Consider the following 20098-nt stretch of genomic DNA (forward strand, 5'->3'; position numbering starts at 1 on the left):
AAGAAAGTTGATCTGTATTGATCTCCGCGCGATAGAACGGTTCTCCATATATCCGGAACCGGCATAAATTGCTTTAGATCGTATTCACAAAGCTCCACCCGAGTATATATCGATCCAGGAACCCAAATCATGAAGGCATCCACCTATCATCGGCCCAAAAGCATAGCTGCTGCATTGGATCTAATGTCTTGCACTCAAACTAAAGTTGTGGCCGGAGGTACAGCCATCAATGCTGGAAGAATCGGGCATATTGAAAATAAACAACTGGTTGACATAAGCGGTCTGCTAGATTCCCGTTTGATCACTAGAACCTCGCAGGGATGGCGAATCCCGATGTTGACGACATGGTCGGATGTGCTCGCAGCCAGGCACCTACCTCAGCATATGTATGGATTGAAAAGCGCGGCGGAACGGGTCGGCAGTCCACAGATCAGAAATAGGGGAACGGTAATCGGCAATCTCTGCGAAGCCTCCGCAGCTGCAGACGGTACTCCGAACCATCTCACACTAAATACCCTTGTCGAACTACAATCAAGTGAAGAGACCCGGACCGTAACCGTTGTGGATTTTCTGAAAGGAGAAGGTAGAACCACGAGACGTGCGACTGAGTTAGTCACTGCGCTAATCATTCCCGATCCTACTCATCCAACGCGCAGCGGATTTATGCGTTTTGCACTACGTAAGTCCTTCAGCCAGTCGCTAATCAACGCCGCCGCAGTTCTAGAATTCCAACCGAATTCAATCGTTCACTCAGCCCGCATTGCAATTGGCGGCATTGGATCGCAACCATTTAGATTAAATAAATTAGAAGACAGCATCCGCGGTCTCCGTATTGGCACACAAATCAGAGAGCAATTGATGAAATTTGATTTCGATCTTGTCAAGTCTGACAGGAAGTACCCGCAAATGCCACGAGAACAAAATGGTGTTCTTAAGACCCTCCTGACCCGATTGCTCACGAGTCTATAATGATGGACCATTCAATCTCGTTCGTCGTAAATGGCGAGTCTGTGACCTTCAATTGTCCTCCTGAGAAGCGCCTAACCGACGCGCTTAGAGACGAACTTGGCTTGATTGGTACCAAGATTGGGTGCGGCGACGGTCAATGTGGCGCATGTACGATATCTTTTAATGGAAATACAGTTTATTCGTGTCTCATGTGTCTCGGCCAAGCCGCCGAAGGTGAAATTGTGACAGTCGAGGGATTAAATAATTACGCTGGGGATAAAGTTATCCTAACCAGACTACAACAAGCATTTCATGATTACGGAGCTGTCCAGTGCGGATTTTGTACGCCCGGCATGCTCATTGCCGCTCAAGATTTGCTGAACCGGTGTTCTCGGCCGACTGAGCAACAAATTCGCGGCGCTCTAAGTGGCGTATTGTGCAGGTGTACGGGCTACAGAAAAATTATCGAAGCAATTCAGTCGCTTAACGGCTCCTCTCCGGCACAATCGGACCAAAAAAGCTGCGCAGTTAACGTGGGGTCACGAAGCCCTAACGTCGATGGGATCCGAAAAATTTCGGGAAGTGAATTATACGCGGCCGATGTGCACCCGAGCGGCGGTTTGTTCTTAAGAGCCATTCGGTCAACTTATCATCACGCCCGTTTCACCATCGACGATTTGTCTGGTCTCTACAAACGCTATCCCGGCCTAAGCCTTGTTTTAACGGCAGCCGACATCCCGGGACAAAATGCGTTTGGAGTATATCCGACAGGAAAAGATCAACCTGTTTTCGCCGACGGCTATGTTCGCTTTCGCGGGGAAGCCATCTGCGCAATTGTGGGAGACGAAGCTACAATCGCGCGCATCAAAGATACCGAAATTCCAATATCCTGGATCGAACTTACCGCGATTCACGGCGTAGAAGCTGGTATTTCGCCCGACATGCCGCAACTCCATTCAAATTCTCCAAACAATATACTGGTGGAAGGTTGCGTTTCGACCGGTAACGTGGACGAGGCACTGGCTACTTCCGAGGAACGATATTCGAATCTATTTACGACCTCCTTCGTCGAGCATGCTTATCTTGAGACAGAAGCCGGATTTGCGGTTAGGAGACAAGATCGTCTTGAAATCTTTGCGACGACACAAAGTCCGTATATGGATCGAGATGAGATCGCTTTAATAATGGGACTTCCTCCCGAGAAAATCAGGATCATTCCAAGTGCTGTAGGCGGCGGCTTTGGTGGGAAGGTCGATCTATCTGTTCAACCGATGATTGCAGTAGCCGCATGGCGTCTAAATCGACCAGTGCGATGCACGTACACTAGAAAAGAGACATTTACGTCAACCACTAAGCGTCACCCAGCTAAAATGGAAGTTTCTGTAGGATCGACGCGGAATGGTATACTTACTGCAGTAAAATTCTTTGGCGACTTTAACACCGGTGCCTACGCGTCATGGGGACCTACAGTCGCCGGACGCGTTCCGATTCACGCAATGGGTCCATATCGCGTTCCAGTCGTGGATTGTACAGCCCGGGCGGTTTACACGAACGATACACCTGCTGGTGCCTTCCGCGGATTCGGCGTACCACAAGCAGCAGTCGCTCTAGAGTCCGCAATGGATGAATTAGCACTCCAGCTGAATCTTTGTCCCTTCGAATTTCGATATCGAAATGTTCTCGAAGCGGGGTGCCAAACCTCAACGGGGCAGACGTTGACGGCTAGTGTTGGCATTCGTTCGTGTCTCGACGTATTACGTTCATTTTGGGAAAAATCAACATCTGAGGTGAAGATTTTCAACAGCGAGAACGTTCGCCATCGTCGAGGGATTGGAATCGCATGCGGTTGGTATGGGATTGGGAATACCGCTCAATCTAATCCGTCCACAATGCGTATTGGCGTTAACGATGCGGGTGAGGTAACATTGTATAGCGGGGCATTAGAGATCGGACAAGGCTCGAATACTGTTCTTTCTCAGATCTGCGCAGACGCACTTCATCTTCCTCTTTCATCAATCCGATTGGTAACGGGAGACACTGACTTGACCGCAGATGCCGGAAAAACATCTGCTTCGCGACAAACGTTCATTTCTGGGACTGCAGTTTCTCTGGCGGCCGAGGATCTGCTTAGACAAGTATTTCGTCTAGTGAATGCAAGTAATTCGTCTGCCTTCATGATTAAAAATAAAAAGATAATTATTGAAGACGACGACGTCATGCACTTGATCGATCTCTCGCAATTGCCGCGCGTAAATTCAAATGGCGACGTCCTTCTAGGAGAAGGCACATTTGATCCACCAACAACTCCGCTGGACGACAACGGGAAAGGCGATCCTTATGCAACCTATAGCTTTTCGGCGCAGATCGCTGTTGTTGAGGTAGACCTTGATCTCGGCACCACGAATGTTGTGCACATCGCAGCTGCGGCAGACGTTGGACGAGCGGTAAATCCTATGATGGTTGAAGGTCAAATCCACGGAGGCGTAGCGCAGGGTCTAGGCATGGCACTGATGGAAAAATTCATTCCGGGAGAAACGGAGAGCTTTGCTGACTACCTCATACCTACCATTGAGGACGTGCCGCCTATCGACGTTTATATCGTCGAGGATAGGGAGCCATTAAGTTCGGTCGGTGCGAAAGGTGTCGGCGAGCCGGCGCTCATACCAACCGCTCCGGCGATCCTCAATGCCATACGCGATGCGACAGGTGTGAGGGTGACTGAGCTTCCAGTCTCTCCAGCCTTTTTACGAAATAATATCAAGGCCAACATTTTGAAGTGCGATGAGAAATTTCAGGAATTTTAGAGCAACGCGATATCCGAGCGGACCTGTACTGTCATCGACTTGAATACCATACGTCTCCCCTCAGAGATGCGGCTGTCGCAGCCGGCTAGATGATTGGACCGTCGAAGGCGGCAAAATCGTACAATGCGGCTCATTAGCTGAAAGAGGAACGCTTTAGTGAAGACGGGATCAAAAACCTATTCGAGTTTCTCTCGCAAAGAAACGATTTTATACTACCGGATATTATGGCGATTGATACCATTTCTAGGGATATGCTATCTATTTGCCTACCTGGACAGGATCAACATCGGCTTCGCTAAGTTGCAAATGTCCTCGGATCTCAACCTGAGCGAGGAGGCCTACGGCTTGGGCGCGGGGCTCTTTTTTATTGGCTACATCTTGATCGAAGTTCCCAGCAACGTCCTTCTTGAACGTCTAGGAGCGAAGATCTGGATTGCGAGGATAATGATTAGTTGGGGCTTTCTTTCGGGTGCGACAGCTTTTGTAACAGACAAATGGCAGTTTTATGCAGTGCGTGTTTTGCTTGGCGCCGCCGAGGCGGGCTTCCTTCCTGGAATTCTCTTCTACCTCACTGGATGGTTCCCTTCGAACTGGAGATCGCGAGCATTCAGCTTGTTCATGATCGGTGTTCCCCTCTCAAGTATCGTCGGCGGACCGCTATCCGGTTGGATCATCGAGCATTTTCATAATTTCGGCGGACTTCACGGCTGGCAGTGGCTATTCCTTCTGGAAGGTGTTCCGACACTAATTCTTGGCATAGCCGTCGTCGTCGTTCTTCCCGATTCACCGCACGTTGCGGCATGGCTTACAGATGATGAAAAGCTTCTTCTTTCTCGGTCGTTGCAGTCGGACAAGGAAGAACTGGAATCGATGAAGTCGAATATTTTCGATGGCATCCTTGATTTAAGAGTTTGGATGCTTGGCGGCGTAGATTTTTCCCTGCTGTTATGCACTTACGCAATCGCTTTCTGGCTGCCCACGTTCATCCGAAATGCCGGTGTCGTGAGTCCCGTTGAGATCGGCCTTCTCGTCGCTATTCCGAGCGTCGCCACATTAGCGGGGATGATCATCATCGGAAGTAGCTCCGACTATATGGAAGAACGTAGGTGGCATATCATCATTCCTTTCATGTTTGGCGGCTTTGCTTTATTATTGAGCACTTTTTTCGCAGGCAATGTCGTGATGCTTGTGATAACTTTTAGCGTTGCCTCCGCTCTGATCACGGGAGCAGTCCCGGTGGTATTTAGCTTACCGTCCACCTTTCTTCGAGGCGCCGCAGCGGCCTCTGGCTTCGCAGTAGCTTGCTCCGTTGCGAACATAGCGGGATTGATCGGTAGCTCACTGATTGGTTTAGCCCTTCAGTGGACAGGCAGTAGCAGCGCCGCTATCTGGTTGTTCGCGGGCTGCCTTTTCTTGAGTGCCGGCCTTGTTTTTGCTTTTCCGTCGAAACCTGCGAATAGATGAAAGGCAATAGTCCGGTAGTTTTTTACTAGCTGGTCTGCATCTAAATGACAGATCATGATTGTCTTGTTAGCCTAGGACATATTGGATAAACCTGATCGAGGGCGATTGTTTTGCGATCTGTCACGCAGGTGCGCTGCCTTCAACGATCCGCATGAGGCAAAATTCCTTTGTGAGATCTTGCTGCATGACGCTCTGCTGCGTTCCAAAGTTGCGGACGAGCTAAGCTTCAATGACCGGATCGGTACTTGGACCGATTGGATTGAGCGTCTGTCTTGTCGGTCGATCGGTTTGCCATAGCGTTCCGGCCCTCAGAATGACATTGTGATCGTGATCAGCTTTTGAGCGGCGGCGATCAGGGCGACGCGCTTAGCATCACTGTTGCATTCTACTTCTGCGATGCGCTTGTTGAGCGGCAGCTTGGTGGGCGCGCCGCCAAGCTGACCAGGCGAGCACGAAGGCGGGCTCAATGCGGCGCTGCGCCAGCCGCATCGCCACCCGTTGGATCTCCTGAATGGACCACGGCACCTGCGAGCTTGGCGATGAGCGTCGTTTTGGGGGCGGCCCGTTGGCCAGCCGGCGCACCCGCGCCAGCATCGCGAAGGCCAGCATCACCAAGCTGACATGCCGGTGCCAGCCGTGCCACGAGCGGCTCTCGTTGTGGGCCAATCCGAGTTCCGTCTTGGCGGTCTCGTACGCGTCCTCGATCGCGAGAGCGCCGGCCTTCCACCATCGCCAGCTTCTCGACCAGCGTGCCGGCCGGGCACCCGGTGGTGAAGTACGCGAGCGCCCCGTCCGACAGGCTGCGCCGCACCAGCAGGCCGCGCGTCCACAAGCTCTGGTCGAGCGCGGCGTCGAGCGCGTCGGCCCGGAGTGTGGCCAGCGGCAGATAGGCCCAGTCGAACAGGCGCGCTCCCTTGCTGCCGGCTCCAGCCGAGAGGCGCAGCCAGTTCTGGTCGGGGATGCTCTTAGCGATGTCCGCGGCGGTGCCCGCAACGTCGAGGTTTGCGTCCCAGGACCAGAAGCGATGCTGACCGGTGACGCCGAGCACGTAGCCCTTATAGGCCCGCCGCAGCGCCATCTCGATCTCACCCACGCCGTAGATGCTGTCGGCCGCCACCCAGGCAAACGGCACCTCTGCCTGGATGGCCCGCTCGATCATGGCCAGCGCCAGCTGCGGCTTGGTGGCAAACGTGATCGCCTCGGGCACATGCGCCGCTTGCCTTCGGGCCGGATCCCCGGTCCAGGCCTTGGGTAGGTACAGGCGGCGATCGATGAAGGCGTGGCCTTGAGCCGAGACGTAGGCGGCAAACACTCCGATCTGGCAGTTGGTGATCTTGCCGGCTGAGCCCGTGTACTGCCGGCCCACACCGCACGAGGCTTTGCCCTGTTTGAGAAAACCGGTCTCGTCGACCACGAGAACCGCGTCGGGTGAGGCGAGCGTCTCGACGACCTCGTCGCGCACCACGTCGCGCAGCGCTTCCGCATCCCAGTGCGTGCGACCGAGGATGGCCTGCTGGCGCCAGGGACCCGGGTCTCCGGCAGCCTCGGCGCGCATCCAGCCGGTCTTGCGCCGCTCACCGCCGAGCAGGCCGTCCAAGAAGGCGTTGGCCGAGGCAGCGACACTCGGGGCGGCAAACAGCGGGCGGATGCGCTGCTTGGCCTGCCGCAGCGTCATGGACCAGAGCTCCAGCGTGGACTCGAGCGAGGCTGAGGACATCGCGCTCTCCGATCCGAAACCTCTCAGATAGGAGCGTCACTCTGCAACTGTAATGCTAATAGTGAATGGCAGTCGGTCCAGGCCCAAGTTGGACGGACCGACATCCGCTATCGTTCTACATCCTGGCCGTTTGACCGGGAGCGGCAGCATGTTGCTTGAGCAGCAGATTGCCGGGGTGCTCAAGGGGGGCCTGTCGCAAGCCGTGCCGTAGGCCGCACGACAAGCGAGGAACGTCTCGGCTTCAGATTTCGTTAACCTTTTGAAGTCCGAAGCAGACCCCGAGCAGCCGGTTCTGCTCGCACACGGTCCACGTGCCTGAGAAGCCGAAGCCCTTGCGCAGCCAGAGCATCGCTTCGAAGCCGCAGATCGTGCGGCGCGCCGTGTGGAACGAGCGGAAGCCACCCACCCTTGGCATTGCCCGCTTCACCCGGAAGTGGTCGCTCTCGATGCCCTGCAGCAGGTGCTTGGTGACGTGGTGCACCGGCGTGCGGGGTAGCAGACCTGCCTCGCGGCTCTGGGCGATGGCCGATGGGTAGGGACCGGCGCCATCCGTGCCGATCCGATCTGGGGCGAGCAGCGGCTCGGCCGAGAGCACCTTGCGAAAGAACCGCTTGGCGGCGTCGAGATCGCGCTGGGCGGTGAGCTGGAAGTCGACCGCCTCGCCGTGCTTGTCGATGGCCCGATACAGATACCGCCACGCGCCGCGGACCTTGATGTAAGTCTCGTCGATGCGGATCGAGCCGCTGTGCGGCTTGCGGAATTGGCGTAGCCGCTTCTCGATCAACGGCGCGTAGGCCAGCACCCACCGGTTGATGGTGGAGTGGTCGACCTCCAAGCCACGTTCCAGGAACAGCTCCTCGATGTCGCGGTAGCTCAGCGGGTAGCGCAGGTACCAGGAGACCGCTTGGACGATGAGCGTTGCCTCGAAGTGCCAGCCCTGGAAGTCAGCCTTGGCGCGCTGCTTCAGCTTGGCGGCGATCGTGGACAGGATCATGGGCAGCCTCCGAAACGGGAGGCGCCTTGCGGGTCATATAGTCAATGCAGGGTAAACACCGGCGCGATCGCGTTTGCGACAGGCCCGTTTTGAGACGGTCCGCTCCCGGGTGGGAGGGCTTCGAAGCTGACATTGCAGCCTTGGCCTGATCAAGCCAAATCGCGAGAGCCCAGAACGCCAACTTTGTTTTTTGAGGCTACATCAAAATGAATTATACCTTGTTCCAATGCAACGATCAGATCTTGGCTTGCGGACGACCTTCCCTGTCGTATAAGTGCGCGAAATCAAAACCGGATGCGGTAGAACCTTCGTCTGCTAACGTTTCCAGCAGACGAACGCCTTCAGACCAAGTCGGAAAGGCCTCTTCTGAAACCCACCAAAGCACGTAACCCGGCCACTGTGAGTGCTCGAACCACTCTGATCGACGCTTCAGAGCCGCACGATGTAATCCGCCGTAGGAAAAACTGTGAGCCGATTTTAGATCCCGCCAAAGTGATAGTGTCTGGATTATGCTGGCGCCGCTTGTTCTCCTCGCCTGATCAAAGAAGCGTGGTGTCGTATAGGGGCCCCAGGGGCCATAATCTTCTCCAACCTCTGCTGCTCCACGCAGGTCAGGCCGCGCCTGACCTGCGTGAGCAATAAATCCTTCAGACACTGCTAGGGTCGCTAAGATCGAAGATACAGATCCCGAAAAATCCCTCAGCGCATCCGAATGATATAGGTCCCTCAAGACACCAAAGGTATATAACGCCAATTTTGCCATAGCTCATTTAATTCTAAGTGGCCCAGCATCAGCGCAGCTTCTGTGCATCAAATGCTTCAGGCCAACACTGTGCCAACTACGTTGCCGATCTATTTCGGCGAACGACCATTCGCGTTACAATCGAAATGGGATCGCAGTCGCACCTTTGAATTTCGGCTAGATCATGTAGGCGACCCTATCGTTATGAGCCGCACACCTGAAGCTGATTGCCGCTCGCGCCGATTTCCAGCAGCAATTTCCATATGTCCGCTTGTGAGAAGCTCACGCGATCTTCGAGATGCCCGAAATGGGTCGAGAGCGGTCCCCACGGCCGTGTCCGCTTCGATGCCTTGGCCGCCCGGAAGCGGACCGGCCGTTTCCCACCCTTCTCGGACGTTCGTCCTATCGCGCTGTATGTCTGGAAATCAATCGGTTTCCCGACAGCGCCGAGGATGCTCCGACGCGTGGGCTAAAACAGCCTCGTTTTTGTCGGAGAAATGTGTCGGCTTTTCTATTGCCGATAAAACCTACTTTTGGCACTGTCCGGACATGCTCGTCGGATATGCCCGCGTCTCAACCCAGGACCAGAACCTCGACCTCCAGCGCGACGCGCTGACCAAGGCTGGTTGTGAGCGCCTGTTCGAGGAAAAGAAGTCCGGCAAGGCCGGCACCAAGCGCCCCGCCTTCGAGGCGGCGCTCGCCTTCCTCCGCCCAGAGGACGTGCTCGTCGTCTGGAAGCTCGACCGCCTCGGCCGCTCGCTGGTGGAGATGATGCGCACCATCGATGGCCTGCGCGTGAAGGAGGTGCACTTCCGCTCCCTCACCGAGCAGTTCGACTCTGCCACCGCCCACGGCCGCTTCGCCCTGCAGATGCATGGCGCCATGGCCGAGTACTTCCTCGACCTCAACCGCGAGCGCACGATGGAAGGCCTGAAGGCCGCGCTCGCCCGCGGTCGCAAAGGCGGCCGGCCCAGGAAGCTGAAGGAGGCGGACCTGGAGGCGGCCCGGGCGATGCTGGCGGCCGGCACGATCAGCGTCGCTGAGATCGCCAAGCGGCTCGGCGTCAATCGTGACACCTTCTACAGCTACTTCCCCCGTGCCCGTTCCAACAGCGTGGCCGCAAAGAGCTGAGCACCCGGCCTGTCGGAGCCCGCCATCCTGCTTCTGCTGACAGGGTCAGCTGGCAGCCCGCAGGCGCCTCTGCCTGACCCTAAGCCTGATAGCCGGAGCACCATGCCGATCAGCCCCCGTCAGCTCACCGCCTCCTTGCTTGCCGCCGACCACATCGCCGATCGGCATTTGATCGCCGCCTTCGTCGACCAGGCCGCAACGCAGCCGGCGCCGAACCCATTTCCGGAAACCAGCGTCGGCACCGTCTCTCAGGTCTGGCGACAGCGGGCCGTGGAGTTCCAGTCGTTTGCCGTGGAGGTGGCGGGCCTTACCTGCCTGCTCGCGACCTTGTCCGACCTTAGCCTCGACGAGCCGCTGATGCAGGAGATCCTGCGGGCGGGGCCGCATACGGTGAACGTGTTCCACCGCGGCGATGGGTGCCGGATTGTCGGGGCGGTGCTGTACGGCAAGCCGGGCGTCGCCCTGCCTGTTCTGCCGATACTGCGAGCGAAGGCCTCTGGCTCGGCACCGCGCTCACGTGGTCGCGTCGTGCCTGGTCAGCTCGAGCTATTCACGCAAACCGGCACCTGATGGTCGACCCGGAGCGTGACCGTTCCAGCCGCTACCGTTCCGTTAGAGCAAGCCCTATTGGACCGACCCCGCCGTTGCACCGGATGCATGAGCTACGAGCAACCGGATCCGAGGCGGGCGCGATGGCGGCTATGGGTGGAAACTGACCTGACCGGTATTTTGGACCGGGCCAGTTGCGAGGTTACTGCATGGTTGCGCCCATGGGTAGCCGGAAGGCCAGATCCGGGAAGCTGACAGGCGCGGGTGGTCGGTAGCCCAGCGACGAATGCGGCCGGACGCGGTTGTACGTGTTCTGCCAGAGGCCGACCACGATCTGTGCCTCCTTGAGTGAGTAGAAGATCTCCTGCCTCAGGCACTCGTCGCGCAGCTTGCCGTTGAAGCTCTCACAGTACCCGTTCTCCCACGGCGAGCCGGGTGCGATGTACTGGATCTGCGAGCCGGCCTTAGTGACCCACTTGCGCAGCGCCTTCGAGATCATTTCGCTGCGTGGTCCTTCGGTTCAGGGCCGTTGTCGCAGCGGATATTCTCCGGGATGCCGTGCAGGCACATCGCCTCTGCTAGGGCCTCGATCACACCCAGGCTGTTGATGCGCTGCGCCACCTTCAAGGCGAGGCACGCCCGGCTGTGCTCATCGATCAGCGTCAGGATGCGCAGGCTCCGGCCGTCGTGCGTCTGGGCCTGCACGAAGTCGAAGCTCCAGACGTGGTTGCGGTGGAGTGGCCGCAGCCGCACGCACGAGCCGTCGTTCAGCCATAGGCGGCTGCGGGGTTTATGTCGGCTGGGGACCTTCAGCCCCTCGCGACGCCAGATCCGCTGAACCCGGTCCTTGCCCAACCGCCAGCCGTCTGTCTGCAGCAGCGCGGTGACGCGTCGGTAGCCATAGCGCCCATACTCGGAGGCCAAGGCAACGATGGCTCGGGTCAGCCCATCCTCGTCGGCCGGCACGGTGGGCACGGTGCGCTGCGTGCCGCGGTGCTGGCCGACGATCCGGCAGGCGTGACGTTCCGAGAGGCCGTACTTCTCCCGAATGCCGTCGACCGCGTGCCGGCGTCGCTCGGGGGCTACAAGTTTCCCGAGGCGACGTCCTGATCCTCCCCTGATTTCGCGGACACGGGGAGATTAGCTCGCGGTCCGTTCGGCCTGCTCGGGCGTGAGATAGCCGAGTGCCGAATGGATGCGTTGCCGATTGTAGTAGCCCTCGATGTAAGCGAACAGATCGCGCCGCGCTTCATCCCGGGTCGCCCATCGTCGCTGATGGACGAGCTCGACCTTGAGCGTGTGGAAGAAGCTCTCCATCGGGGCGTTGTCGTAGCAGCAAGCTGTGCGGCTCATCGACGGCTTCGCCCCCATACCGGCGAGCTGCTTCCGGTAGGCCTCGGCCGCGTACTGGCTGCCGCGATCCGAGTGGCAGATCAACCCAGCGGCCGGCCGCTGCCGCTGGGCGGCCATCATCAGCGCAGCCACGCTCAGCTCGGCCCGCATATGATCGCGCATCGACCAGCCGACGATCTTGCGCGTGGCCAGATCGAGGACGGCGGCCAGGTACAGCCAGCCCTCGCCGGTTGGCAGGTAGGTGATGTCGGCCAACCAGACCGTATTTGGCCGCGCGGCCGAGAAGTCCTGCTTCAGGAGGTTTGGGGCGATCGGGAGATCGTGGCGGCTGTCGGTCGTGCAGGGCCGGAACCGACGCCCCGCCAGCGCACGAATGCCGTGTTGGCGCATGAGGCGCTCCACCCGCCCGCGGCTGACAGTCCGGCCCTCGGCCCGCAGGGCGGCATGCACGCGCGGCGCACCGTAGCGCCGATGATGGGCGGCATGGATGCGCTGGACGTCGTCCAGGAGCTGGCGGTTGGAGGCCGAGCGGGCGCTCTCAGGCCGCGACCGCCAGCCGTAGAAGCCGCTGGGTGAGACTCCGAGCACGCGGCACATGAGACGCACCGGCCAGGTCCGCGCATGCTGCTCGATGAAGGCGAAGGTCACTTGGGCATCTCCGCGAAGATGCCGATGGCTTTTTTTAGCACGTCGCGCTCCATGCGCGTGCGGTCGAGCTCACGCCGCAGCCGGGCGATCTCGGCGGCCTGATCGGACGGCGATGCGATCGGGCTTGGTGGCGAGGCGCCCGTCGATCCAGCAGACCGCGGCCCGGGTGAGGCCCCGTTCAGCGTGGCGCGCCACTGCCTCAGCATCGAGGGCTGGATCCCGAGCTCGGCCGCGACCTGCATCTGCGGCCGGCCGCTGCTCTCCAGAAGGGCGACCGCTTCGCGTTTGAACTCGGGCGTGAACTCTCGTCTCGTCTTCGCCATCCGACACCTTCCCCACTCAGCATGAGCGTATCAGAGGTGTCCGCGAAGCCGAGGGAGGATCAGTCCGCCAGGACCTGCTTCTCTGACGATAGATCAGCCACAAGCCGACGAAGCCGAGCGTTCTCGCGCTCCAGATCTTTCATCTTCTTAGCCTGATCAACCTTCAGGCCGCCGTACTCCTTACGCCAGCGTGAGTCACTCTGCTCGGAGACGTCCGCTTCTTTGCAGGCGACTGCGATGCTTTTGCCTTGTGCCGTCTGCACCTCGATCTGGCGCAGCATCAGCACGACCTGTTCCGCGCTCGGCCTCTGTCCTCGCTTCATCCCCAACTCCTCTGGTCCAGGCTGATCCTCTCAATCAGCCCGGTCCAAGACCAGCCGGTCAGGTCACTGCCTTCAGCCCCACTCGCTGAGTTTCTTCAGCCCCACGATCACGGCTGGGTCAACGTCAGTCAGGGCTGCTTTCGGGAAGCCCTTACGTCTCTCCGTATGCCCGGCATGGGTCGGAAACGGCTGCGGCTGCGAGTGCGTGCTAGAGATCAGCGGTATAGTCCCTCCGCCTGGAGGCGCCTGAGCAGCGCACGTGCCTGCTCCTGGGCTGCAACTCCGTCCTCTTGCTCCTCAAAGCCATGCTCACACATCGGCATTAGTTTCCGCGTCGCCTGATCCATCGCCGAGCCCTCCCACAAGATCAGAACCTCACGATCGGTGAGATCCTTGAGGAAGCACCAGAGCATCAGCATGAGGTTCAGTGCCGGACGCTCGTGCCAGTCTACGATCACGACCCGCTTGAGGCGCTCAAGGCGGCGTATGAGCGCCTGCCTTTTGGAAGGCGGCAGGTCCGCAAACGGCTCCAGGCAGGCAGTCCGTAGGTTGGCGCGCAGTTCAGCGATATCCGCCTCGGCTCTCGCGACGAGGTCCGGATCAGCTGGAACGAACACGTCCGGCGCCCCCGTGAGGGCGTAGAGGAGGTAGGCGGGAACTGCGAGTTCGATCCTTTGACGGTCGGTCAGGACAGGCATCAGGGCATCTACCGCCCCTGTCAGCACCGGAAAAGCCCAGACTGGCTCGGCAACACGAGCATAGCTCTTAGCGGCGGCGGGGATTTCTGCGAAGTACCTCAGGCGACCGGCATCGCCGATGCTGACATGTTAGCGCCCCCTCTCGGATCTTGCGAGTATCCTCTTCGAGCTTGTCTGATCTTGCAGGCGCGGATGATTAGGGGGCAACATCTGAACCTGCTCCCTCTGACCTCGATGCCCAAATCCTATGGTCTTGGGGATGGTGTGCGCCTCCGGGGGCAGACCTGACCAGCAGAATAACTTGCAATCGACATTTCGCAGCCAAATCTTGCAAGCAATCTCACGTCTCCTACATGTGCATAAAATCGACCCATCCCTGTATCTATTAGGACCCAATCGTCATTGTTGAAATGTTCTCCGGAAATGTAATCCGGTTCCAAATATTTTATGACATTTCCAGAAATTCCTGGGTATTTTATATCAACAAAATTCAGATCTAACGTATCGCATATATTTCCTTTTCTGACGATGGCCGGATAATTTATACTTTCAAATGTCCCCGCTTTGGCTGGCATTGGAGACACCGAGACTGAGAGGCTTGCAAGCAAGCCGTAAAGCGTCATAGCGAAAAATGCAATTTGCGGCTCGCTGTCGTCTTCGGCATCGCGACGATCCGACCTCATAGCCCCTCATCACTTTGATCGAGCATCATGCGATAGGCTAGGCTCTGCAACGGGTTGAATGCAGGATGGCGGTCCAGGGTCGAAAGTGGGATGGCCGCTTGGGGTAGAAACGGACCTCAATTCGTAGACACCGCGATCCGGCACAGCGGTACCTTGAACGGATCGATGAGGATGTGCGCGCCATCGTCCTTGAACACCTCCAACTCGTGCAGCCGGCCGCCGACGACGTGCAGCAGGAGGTTGACTCCCGGCCCACCTGGGTCGGCGCCGTCCCGGTAGCGGCCTTCGACCGGGACACGCCCAGTGACCGCGGCGGGTGCGCCCTCAACCTGGAACCGCAGGCTGCCCTCGTCGTCGATTCGGCGAACCAAGGCGGTCCGAACCTGCTCGGCGAGCCCATCCCGGCCTGGAAAGTCGATGGCGAGCAGCCGGTCGAGCACAGCCTGCTCCTGCGGCTCCGGCGTGCGCCAACCGACGATTGCATCCCACGGCAGGGCGACAGACGCGGAGGCCGCGAGATCACTCTCGCGCAGCCAGGCAATCACGGAGTGCGCCTCCCGGCCAGCGGCTTCAGTCGTATCGAACAGTCCGGATTGGCCCTGGCCCGCATCATCCCACCGCGACCACGGGCCATTCTCGTCGTCCTCATGTCGAAGAATGCCCTCCCCATAGGTGTACAGACCGCCGGGGGTCTCCAAGACCCAGGCGCAGCGCAGGCCATCCGGACTGCACCATTGCTCGACAAGCCTGCCGGCCCGACGCAGGTGCGCATCGCGCAGGCCGAGGAGAGCGCGGGCAGCCCGCGTCCGCTTGGCTGGAGGGAGCGACAGACGCATCATCTCGACCTCGATCTGTTCGAGGTGCGCGACGAGCTCGTCCTCGAACACGGCGGTGTTGCGCGTCAGGGCTATGAGATCGGGCACGTAGGCATCGTACTCGTCCGCCGGTCCGCGAGGGCCCAGGCCGACCGGGTCCCACACGCTGCGCAGCACGCGCCCGACGTGCAACGCCAGCCCGTCATCGTCGGCCGCGTCAAGCATCGCGCCCGCCCGGCCCGCCGGCCTCGAAGGTGATCGCGACCGAGCGGGCGCGGATCAGCCCGTCGAGCCCATAGCAGGGCACGAGTTCGATCTCGATGTCTTCCGGGGCGGGGTCGAGCGCGAGGTGGTATCGTCGCTCCGGCCGATCGAGCGCACGACGCAGGATCAGGCCGCCGATGATGTTCTGACGGCTGAAGCCGTCGAGGCGCAGGTCCATGACGCCGCGCAGGGTGAAGGTCACGACGGCGTGGCGTTTGAGCGCGAGTGCGCCGTCTAGCCCGACCCCACCCGTGTTGATCCAACCGTGGACGCGCAGCGTGCTCGGGCCGTCGCGGTCGAGGCGCAGGCCGAGGATCTCGCCGTCGTGGAAGCTCGGCACCCGCCCGAAATGCCTGACGAGTTCGGGGCCGCCCGGCACCTCGGCGTAGATGTTCGCGTCCCCTTGTGCCCAGGTAGGCGACCATGGGCGGCCGTCCCAGTGGCGCATCTCCAGCGTCTCCCCCTCGGCGAGCGCCTCCACCTCGAATGCGGGGTGATCCATGATCCGGGCGTCCACGATCGCGCCGCCCTTGCGCCGGACCCCGACGACGGCGACACCGCGCAGCAGACGGCCGATGTACGCCATCATGGCGGCCTCGTCGGTGGCCCCGTCTTCGCGGTCCAGCAGGCTCGGGTAAGTGTGCCACTCGCCTCCCTCGAACCCGAGCAGGATCACACCGTCATCAAGACGCTCGACGACGAAGGTCAGCACGCTGTCCGGGCTGACGTGGCGCTCGACGATCATGGCGTGGCAATCCTCGTACCGTCCGGTCCGACGCGGATAGGGGACGCGCCGCGCTCGGCGAGCAGAAGCCGGACCTCGCTATACCTTGGCAGGGCCGGGTCCCCGCGAACCTCCAGAACACCGAGCACAACGAGCCTCGCGAGGCACGCGAGGACAGCCTCAAGAAGGGCGTCCGGGCCGCCATCGCCCATATCGCCATGTAAGCGCACTGATCGCGACCTGTGGCCGATCGCCTCCAGGGCTGCCTGGGCGACGCGCGCCACCTTCAGGAACCGCGGCCCGCACTCGGCCAGGACGATGCGGTCCAGCAGATCGTCGCGATCCGGTCGGTCCAGGAGCTGAGCGCGGAGATGGTCAGCGCCGGTCTGACCGAGGTGCAGAGCATCTGCAGCGGGCCAGTCGATCCAGGTGGAGGCAGTTGTCTGCGACGGCAACAGTTCGCTGTCCCTCCTGATCGCTGCTTCGGCGCGCACGGTTCGATCAGCAAGAGCCATCGCCAGTAGAAGCGCCCGCAACCCATCGAGCCCGTAGGCCCGCAACCGCGCTTCAAAGTCGGGCCAGCGCAGCCGGTACTCGCAGCACCACAGCTCGCTGCCAATCTGCGACGGGCGGAGAAAGGACGCCTCGACCGTTAGTTCGGGCAGTATGCTGAAGCGCTGCACCATCATCACTTCGCCGCGCGCGGCGAGGCCAGTGAACGCCTCTTGGCGAGTATCAGGGTCGGGATCGGTTAGGCGTGCGGCGAGTGCGGCGCGGATGGCGGGGGTGTCGCGGTCGATCTGCTGAGCCAGGCCGAACGTTGCCCAGTCTCGCACCTGCGCCTCGGCGTCAGCCGACAGCGCCATGAGGGTAGTGACCGCCTCGTCGCTATCGTAGCCTGACAAGCTAAGCGCGACTGCGAAGCGCACGTCCGGCTCCGGATGCGCACGCAGCGCGGCGACGGACGAGATGACGCGCGGGTCGTGCAGGTGACCGAGCGCGATGCAGGCGGCGGCCAGCACGCGCGTGTCGAACGGACCAGTGACTTCGGCCAAGAGCAAGGTGTGCAGAGCCCGGAAGTGCTCCTCGCGAAACACGGTGCTCGCCTGCCGATCGCGCATCCCCAACTGGCCGAGCACGGCCGCGGCCACCCGCCGTTCGCGCGGGTCAGGGCTGGCGCAGCGCGCCGCGCACATTTCGAGCACCGCTCGGCTGCCGGTGCGCTGGAGCTTGCCGATAGCGTCTGAGGCCGGTTCGTCGTGCGGCTCGCCGACCGCGGACGTGTCCACTTTGTCGAGGGTAGCGACGGCGCGCGCGAACAGCGCGTCTGGGTCGTCGATCTCCGTCTGCCTCACAGGCTGAGCCTCCATGTGCGCACGACCCGTGCGATGGTAGGCCAATATGACCGACTGGATCGAGCATTTCCGCGCGGCGGCTTGTGGGCTGACCATCGCGCATGTCTGGCGCGGGCACGGCTCGGTGCTATTCATCGAGCTTGGCGCACTCACGCCGACGACGCGCCGCAACGGCTACCCCGGCGAGCCGAGGGGAGAGATCGGCCTGATGGTCGAGTGGAGTTGGCGGATTGAGGACGGGCGGTCTGAACCGCCCCGAGTTTTCCGGAGGCCGTTTGGTTTGGGTCAAGCGGCCAAGGCTTGGACCTCGGCCTGGGCATAGTAGCGCGCTTCTGCCTCGGCGGGAGGCACGTTACCGATCGGTTCGAGCAGCCGACGGTAGTTGAACCAGTCGACCCATTCGAGGGTGGCGTACTCGACAGCCTCGAACGAGCGCCACGGCCCGCGCCGATGGATCACCTCCGCTTTGAACAAGCCGATCACCGTCTCGGCGAGGGCATTATCGTAGCTGTCGCCGACGCTGCCGACGGAGGGCTCGATGCCCGCCTCGGCGAGGCGCTCGGTGTACCGGATACTCACGTATTGCGACCCTCGGTCGGAATGGCAGACCAAGCCGCTGCCGGCGGAGGGGTGGCGCTCGTGCAGGGCCTGCTCCAGAGCATCGAGCACAAAGTCCGCCCGGGCCGATCGGGACACGCGCCAGCCCACGATCCTGCGGGCGAACACGTCGATCACGAAGGCCACGTAGACGAATCCGCCCCATGTGGCGACGTAGGTAAAATCCGCGACCCATAGCCGGTTCGGGCATTCGGCCTTGAACTGCCGATTGACCCGATCGAGCGGGCAAGCCGCCGCCGGATCGGGAGCGGTCGTACGGACCCTGCGCCCCCGGACGACGCCGGCCAAGCCCATCGCTCGCATCAGTCGGGCTACCGTGCAGCGTGCCACTGCGATCCCCTCGCGGGCGAGCTGCCGCCAGACTTTCCGGACCCCGTAGACGCCGAAATTGGCCGCGTGCACACGCCGGATCTCGGCCGCGAGCGTTGCGTCCCGCTTGGCCCGAGCCGGCAGCCTTCCGGAATCGAGCCGCCGCGCGGCATGGGCGTGGTACGTCGACGGGGCGATCGGCAGCACCCTGCAGATCGGCTCGACCCCGTAGAGCGCGCGGTGATCGTCGATGAAGGCGATCACGGCTTGAACCGGCGGTCGAGCTCCGCCTGGGCAAAATACGCCGATGCCTTCCTCAGGATCTCATTGGCCTGCCGCAGTTCGCGAACCTCCCACTCCAGCACCTTGATCCGCTCGCGCTCTTCGCTCGTGGGGCCGGGCCGCACACCTCGGTTCCGCTCGGCCTGCCGGATCCAGTTGCGCAGCGTCTCACCCGAGCAGCCGATCTTGGCGGCAATCGACTGGATCGCAGACCATTGCGAGCCGTGCTCGCTCTCGTGCTCCCGCACCAGCCGGACCGCGCGCTCGCGGACCTCGGGGGAGAAGGGTGGGGTATGCTTCGTCATGGCTCCAGTCTCTCAAGAGTTGGAGCCTCCTGAAAACCCGGGGCGGTTCAGTCGATCGCCTGCGGCAGTTGGAGTGACGAGGATCTGTGGCCCCCGGCCTTTGCCCGTCTCGCCGGCCGAACGGTCGAAGATCTCTCGACGTTCGGCCGCCCACCGGAGGTGGTGCTATAGCTGGGAGGCGACCTGCGCGTGGCGTCGTTCATGACGGCGGAGGGCGATCCGGCGTGGACACTGTTCGACCGGCACGGTTCTCGAACGATCACCGTGTGCTATCGGGCGGGTATGATCAGTGTCGAATGATGTCTGCTTGGACACGTGGGCGGGCGCGGCAACGTCCGCTCTTGTTGCCGCCTGAAAGCGGACTGGCGGAAATCTACCTGTCCAGGTGATAGACCTCTGCCGCATCGACGACTTGGAAGGAGGCCTGCCCAGGGCGCTCTGGGCCACTCCGTAACCTGCCCTTATGCGAAGAGTGACGAACCGACGGCTTTCTGAAAGCTGTCTGGTTTCTTTTAGCTTGCTATTTGATGCCCAACAGGTTTTGGCGAGATCACCCCTTCTTGCGGATCTCCTCATAAGCATCCAGTGCCCTTTCAAGCAGCTCGCCGAGCACCAAACGCTGCTCGTCGGCGAGGCGAGTGAAGCGTTGGGCGGTCTCTTCCGTCACCTTGAGGCTGAGCTGTTTGTTGCGGCCGGTGCGGTAGCGGCGCTGTTCGACCTTGGCCGGTGTCGCCTTCACCTTTTCGCGTGGGGCGGACTGACGGCTGGGGAAGCCCTCCGCTTCAGAGACGGCACGGATTGCCTCGACTGGCGGCTTTGGCTGCTGGGCTGCGCGCGGTGTGGGCCTGAAGTCGTCCAGTCCGCCGAGGTCGAGCTTTCCGAGCGGATCGGTGCGTTCCGGCTTGGTCTGGCTGGGCATCAAGCAACCTCCTTGGCCTGCTCGCGCCTGTCGCGCAGGCACTGCACCACCTCCGCGGCAAACTCCGCCGCGTTGTTGATTGCTACGGTCGTGTTGGCGACTCCCTTACTTGCTAGGCCCTGCAGCGTGC

General features: G+C 60.6%; 16 protein-coding genes, 3 pseudogenes and 1 other annotated feature. Of the genes and pseudogenes, 6 read left to right on the forward strand and 13 right to left on the reverse strand.

All coding sequences use genetic code 11. From position 1 onward, the window contains the following. Nucleotides 1–129: 129 nt before the first annotated feature. From ABIE45_RS31155 to ABIE45_RS31165, 3 genes are all read left to right on the forward strand, one after another. Nucleotides 130–969: an FAD binding domain-containing protein gene (locus tag ABIE45_RS31155; RefSeq protein WP_192711637.1), complete on the forward strand. Its 840-nt coding sequence runs from the start codon at nt 130–132 to the stop codon at nt 967–969. Continuing rightward, a complete protein-coding gene (locus ABIE45_RS31160) occupies nt 969–3752 on the forward strand; it encodes a molybdopterin-dependent oxidoreductase (RefSeq protein ID WP_373622933.1) in 2784 nt (927 codons plus the stop codon). Before ABIE45_RS31155 ends, ABIE45_RS31160 begins: the two co-directional genes overlap by 1 nt. A gap of 156 nt (nt 3753–3908) precedes the next feature. Beyond that, nucleotides 3909–5216, forward strand: a complete 1308-nt coding sequence (locus ABIE45_RS31165) for an MFS transporter (protein ID WP_192711638.1) — start codon at nt 3909–3911, stop codon at nt 5214–5216. A gap of 543 nt (nt 5217–5759) precedes the next feature. On the opposite strand, the pseudogene ABIE45_RS31170 reads toward ABIE45_RS31165, so the two are convergent. The 3 genes and pseudogenes from ABIE45_RS31170 to ABIE45_RS31180 form a co-directional block, all read right to left on the reverse strand. Next, a pseudogene (locus ABIE45_RS31170) lies at nt 5760–6933 on the reverse strand (IS701 family transposase); the annotation flags it as partial. Between the two features lie 241 nt (nt 6934–7174). Then, nucleotides 7175–7927, reverse strand: coding sequence for an IS6 family transposase (locus ABIE45_RS31175; RefSeq protein WP_192711639.1), 753 nt, complete (start codon nt 7925–7927; stop codon nt 7175–7177). Between the two features lie 235 nt (nt 7928–8162). Further along, nucleotides 8163–8690 carry a DUF3291 domain-containing protein gene (locus ABIE45_RS31180; protein WP_192711640.1) on the reverse strand — a complete coding sequence of 176 codons (528 nt, stop codon included), beginning with the start codon at nt 8688–8690 and terminating at the stop codon, nt 8163–8165. 528 nt (nt 8691–9218) lie between these two features. Between ABIE45_RS31180 and ABIE45_RS31185 the strand changes: the two genes are divergently transcribed. Further along, nucleotides 9219–9800, forward strand: coding sequence for a recombinase family protein (locus tag ABIE45_RS31185; protein WP_192711641.1), 582 nt, complete (start codon nt 9219–9221; stop codon nt 9798–9800). Between the two features lie 102 nt (nt 9801–9902). Continuing rightward, entirely contained in the window at nt 9903–10370 is a 468-nt protein-coding gene (locus tag ABIE45_RS31190) for a hypothetical protein (protein ID WP_210332098.1), read from the forward strand. Nucleotides 10371–10551: 181 nt separating this feature from the next. On the opposite strand, the pseudogene ABIE45_RS31195 reads toward ABIE45_RS31190, so the two are convergent. The 8 genes and pseudogenes from ABIE45_RS31195 to ABIE45_RS31230 all read right to left on the reverse strand — a co-directional run. Beyond that, nucleotides 10552–11444 (reverse strand): annotated as a pseudogene (locus ABIE45_RS31195) (IS3 family transposase); the annotation flags it as partial. Between the two features lie 45 nt (nt 11445–11489). Further along, a protein-coding gene (locus ABIE45_RS31200; protein ID WP_373622916.1) for an IS3 family transposase occupies nt 11490–12673 on the reverse strand; the annotation gives its coding sequence in 2 pieces (ribosomal slippage) (nt 11490–12376 and nt 12376–12673; 1185 coding nt in all). Between the two features lie 62 nt (nt 12674–12735). After that, a pseudogene (locus ABIE45_RS31205) lies at nt 12736–12996 on the reverse strand (transposase); the annotation flags it as partial. Nucleotides 12997–13211: 215 nt separating this feature from the next. Further along, the gene (locus ABIE45_RS31210) at nt 13212–13694 is read right to left on the reverse strand and encodes a hypothetical protein (RefSeq protein WP_192711618.1); all 483 of its coding nucleotides are present in this window, start codon (nt 13692–13694) and stop codon (nt 13212–13214) included. Nucleotides 13695–13939: 245 nt separating this feature from the next. After that, nucleotides 13940–14377 carry a hypothetical protein gene (locus tag ABIE45_RS31215; protein WP_192711619.1) on the reverse strand — a complete coding sequence of 146 codons (438 nt, stop codon included), beginning with the start codon at nt 14375–14377 and terminating at the stop codon, nt 13940–13942. Nucleotides 14378–14493: 116 nt separating this feature from the next. Continuing rightward, the gene (locus ABIE45_RS31220; protein ID WP_373622934.1) at nt 14494–15417 is read right to left on the reverse strand and encodes a hypothetical protein; all 924 of its coding nucleotides are present in this window, start codon (nt 15415–15417) and stop codon (nt 14494–14496) included. Beyond that, nucleotides 15410–16201, reverse strand: a complete 792-nt coding sequence (locus ABIE45_RS31225; protein ID WP_373622935.1) for a hypothetical protein — start codon at nt 16199–16201, stop codon at nt 15410–15412. Before ABIE45_RS31225 ends, ABIE45_RS31220 begins: the two co-directional genes overlap by 8 nt. After that, nucleotides 16198–17535 (reverse strand): HEAT repeat domain-containing protein, encoded by a 1338-nt coding sequence (locus ABIE45_RS31230; RefSeq protein ID WP_192711620.1) that lies wholly within the window; start codon nt 17533–17535, stop codon nt 16198–16200. Before ABIE45_RS31230 ends, ABIE45_RS31225 begins: the two co-directional genes overlap by 4 nt. A gap of 46 nt (nt 17536–17581) precedes the next feature. Here ABIE45_RS31230 and ABIE45_RS31235 point away from each other — a divergent pair, with 46 nt between their 5' ends. Then, nucleotides 17582–17857: a hypothetical protein gene (locus ABIE45_RS31235; RefSeq protein WP_192711621.1), complete on the forward strand. Its 276-nt coding sequence runs from the start codon at nt 17582–17584 to the stop codon at nt 17855–17857. Here ABIE45_RS31235 and ABIE45_RS31240 read toward each other — a convergent pair. Then, nucleotides 17821–19049 (reverse strand): IS3 family transposase gene (locus ABIE45_RS31240; RefSeq protein ID WP_192711622.1). Its coding sequence is split into 2 segments (ribosomal slippage): nt 17821–18761 and nt 18761–19049, totalling 1230 coding nucleotides; the frame shifts between segments, so codons are not numbered across the junction. The genes ABIE45_RS31235 and ABIE45_RS31240 overlap by 37 nt on opposite strands. Next, nucleotides 18652–18768 (reverse strand) — a sequence feature (AL1L pseudoknot). It overlaps the preceding gene by 117 nt. A 550-nt stretch (nt 19050–19599) precedes the next feature. Then, nucleotides 19600–19968, reverse strand: coding sequence for a stability/partitioning determinant (locus ABIE45_RS31245; RefSeq protein ID WP_192711623.1), 369 nt, complete (start codon nt 19966–19968; stop codon nt 19600–19602). Between the last annotated feature and the right edge of the window lie 130 nt (nt 19969–20098).

It is taken from the genome of Methylobacterium sp. OAE515 (assembly GCF_041806315.1).
GTDB classification, from domain to species: Bacteria; Pseudomonadota; Alphaproteobacteria; order Rhizobiales; family Beijerinckiaceae; genus Methylobacterium; species Methylobacterium tardum.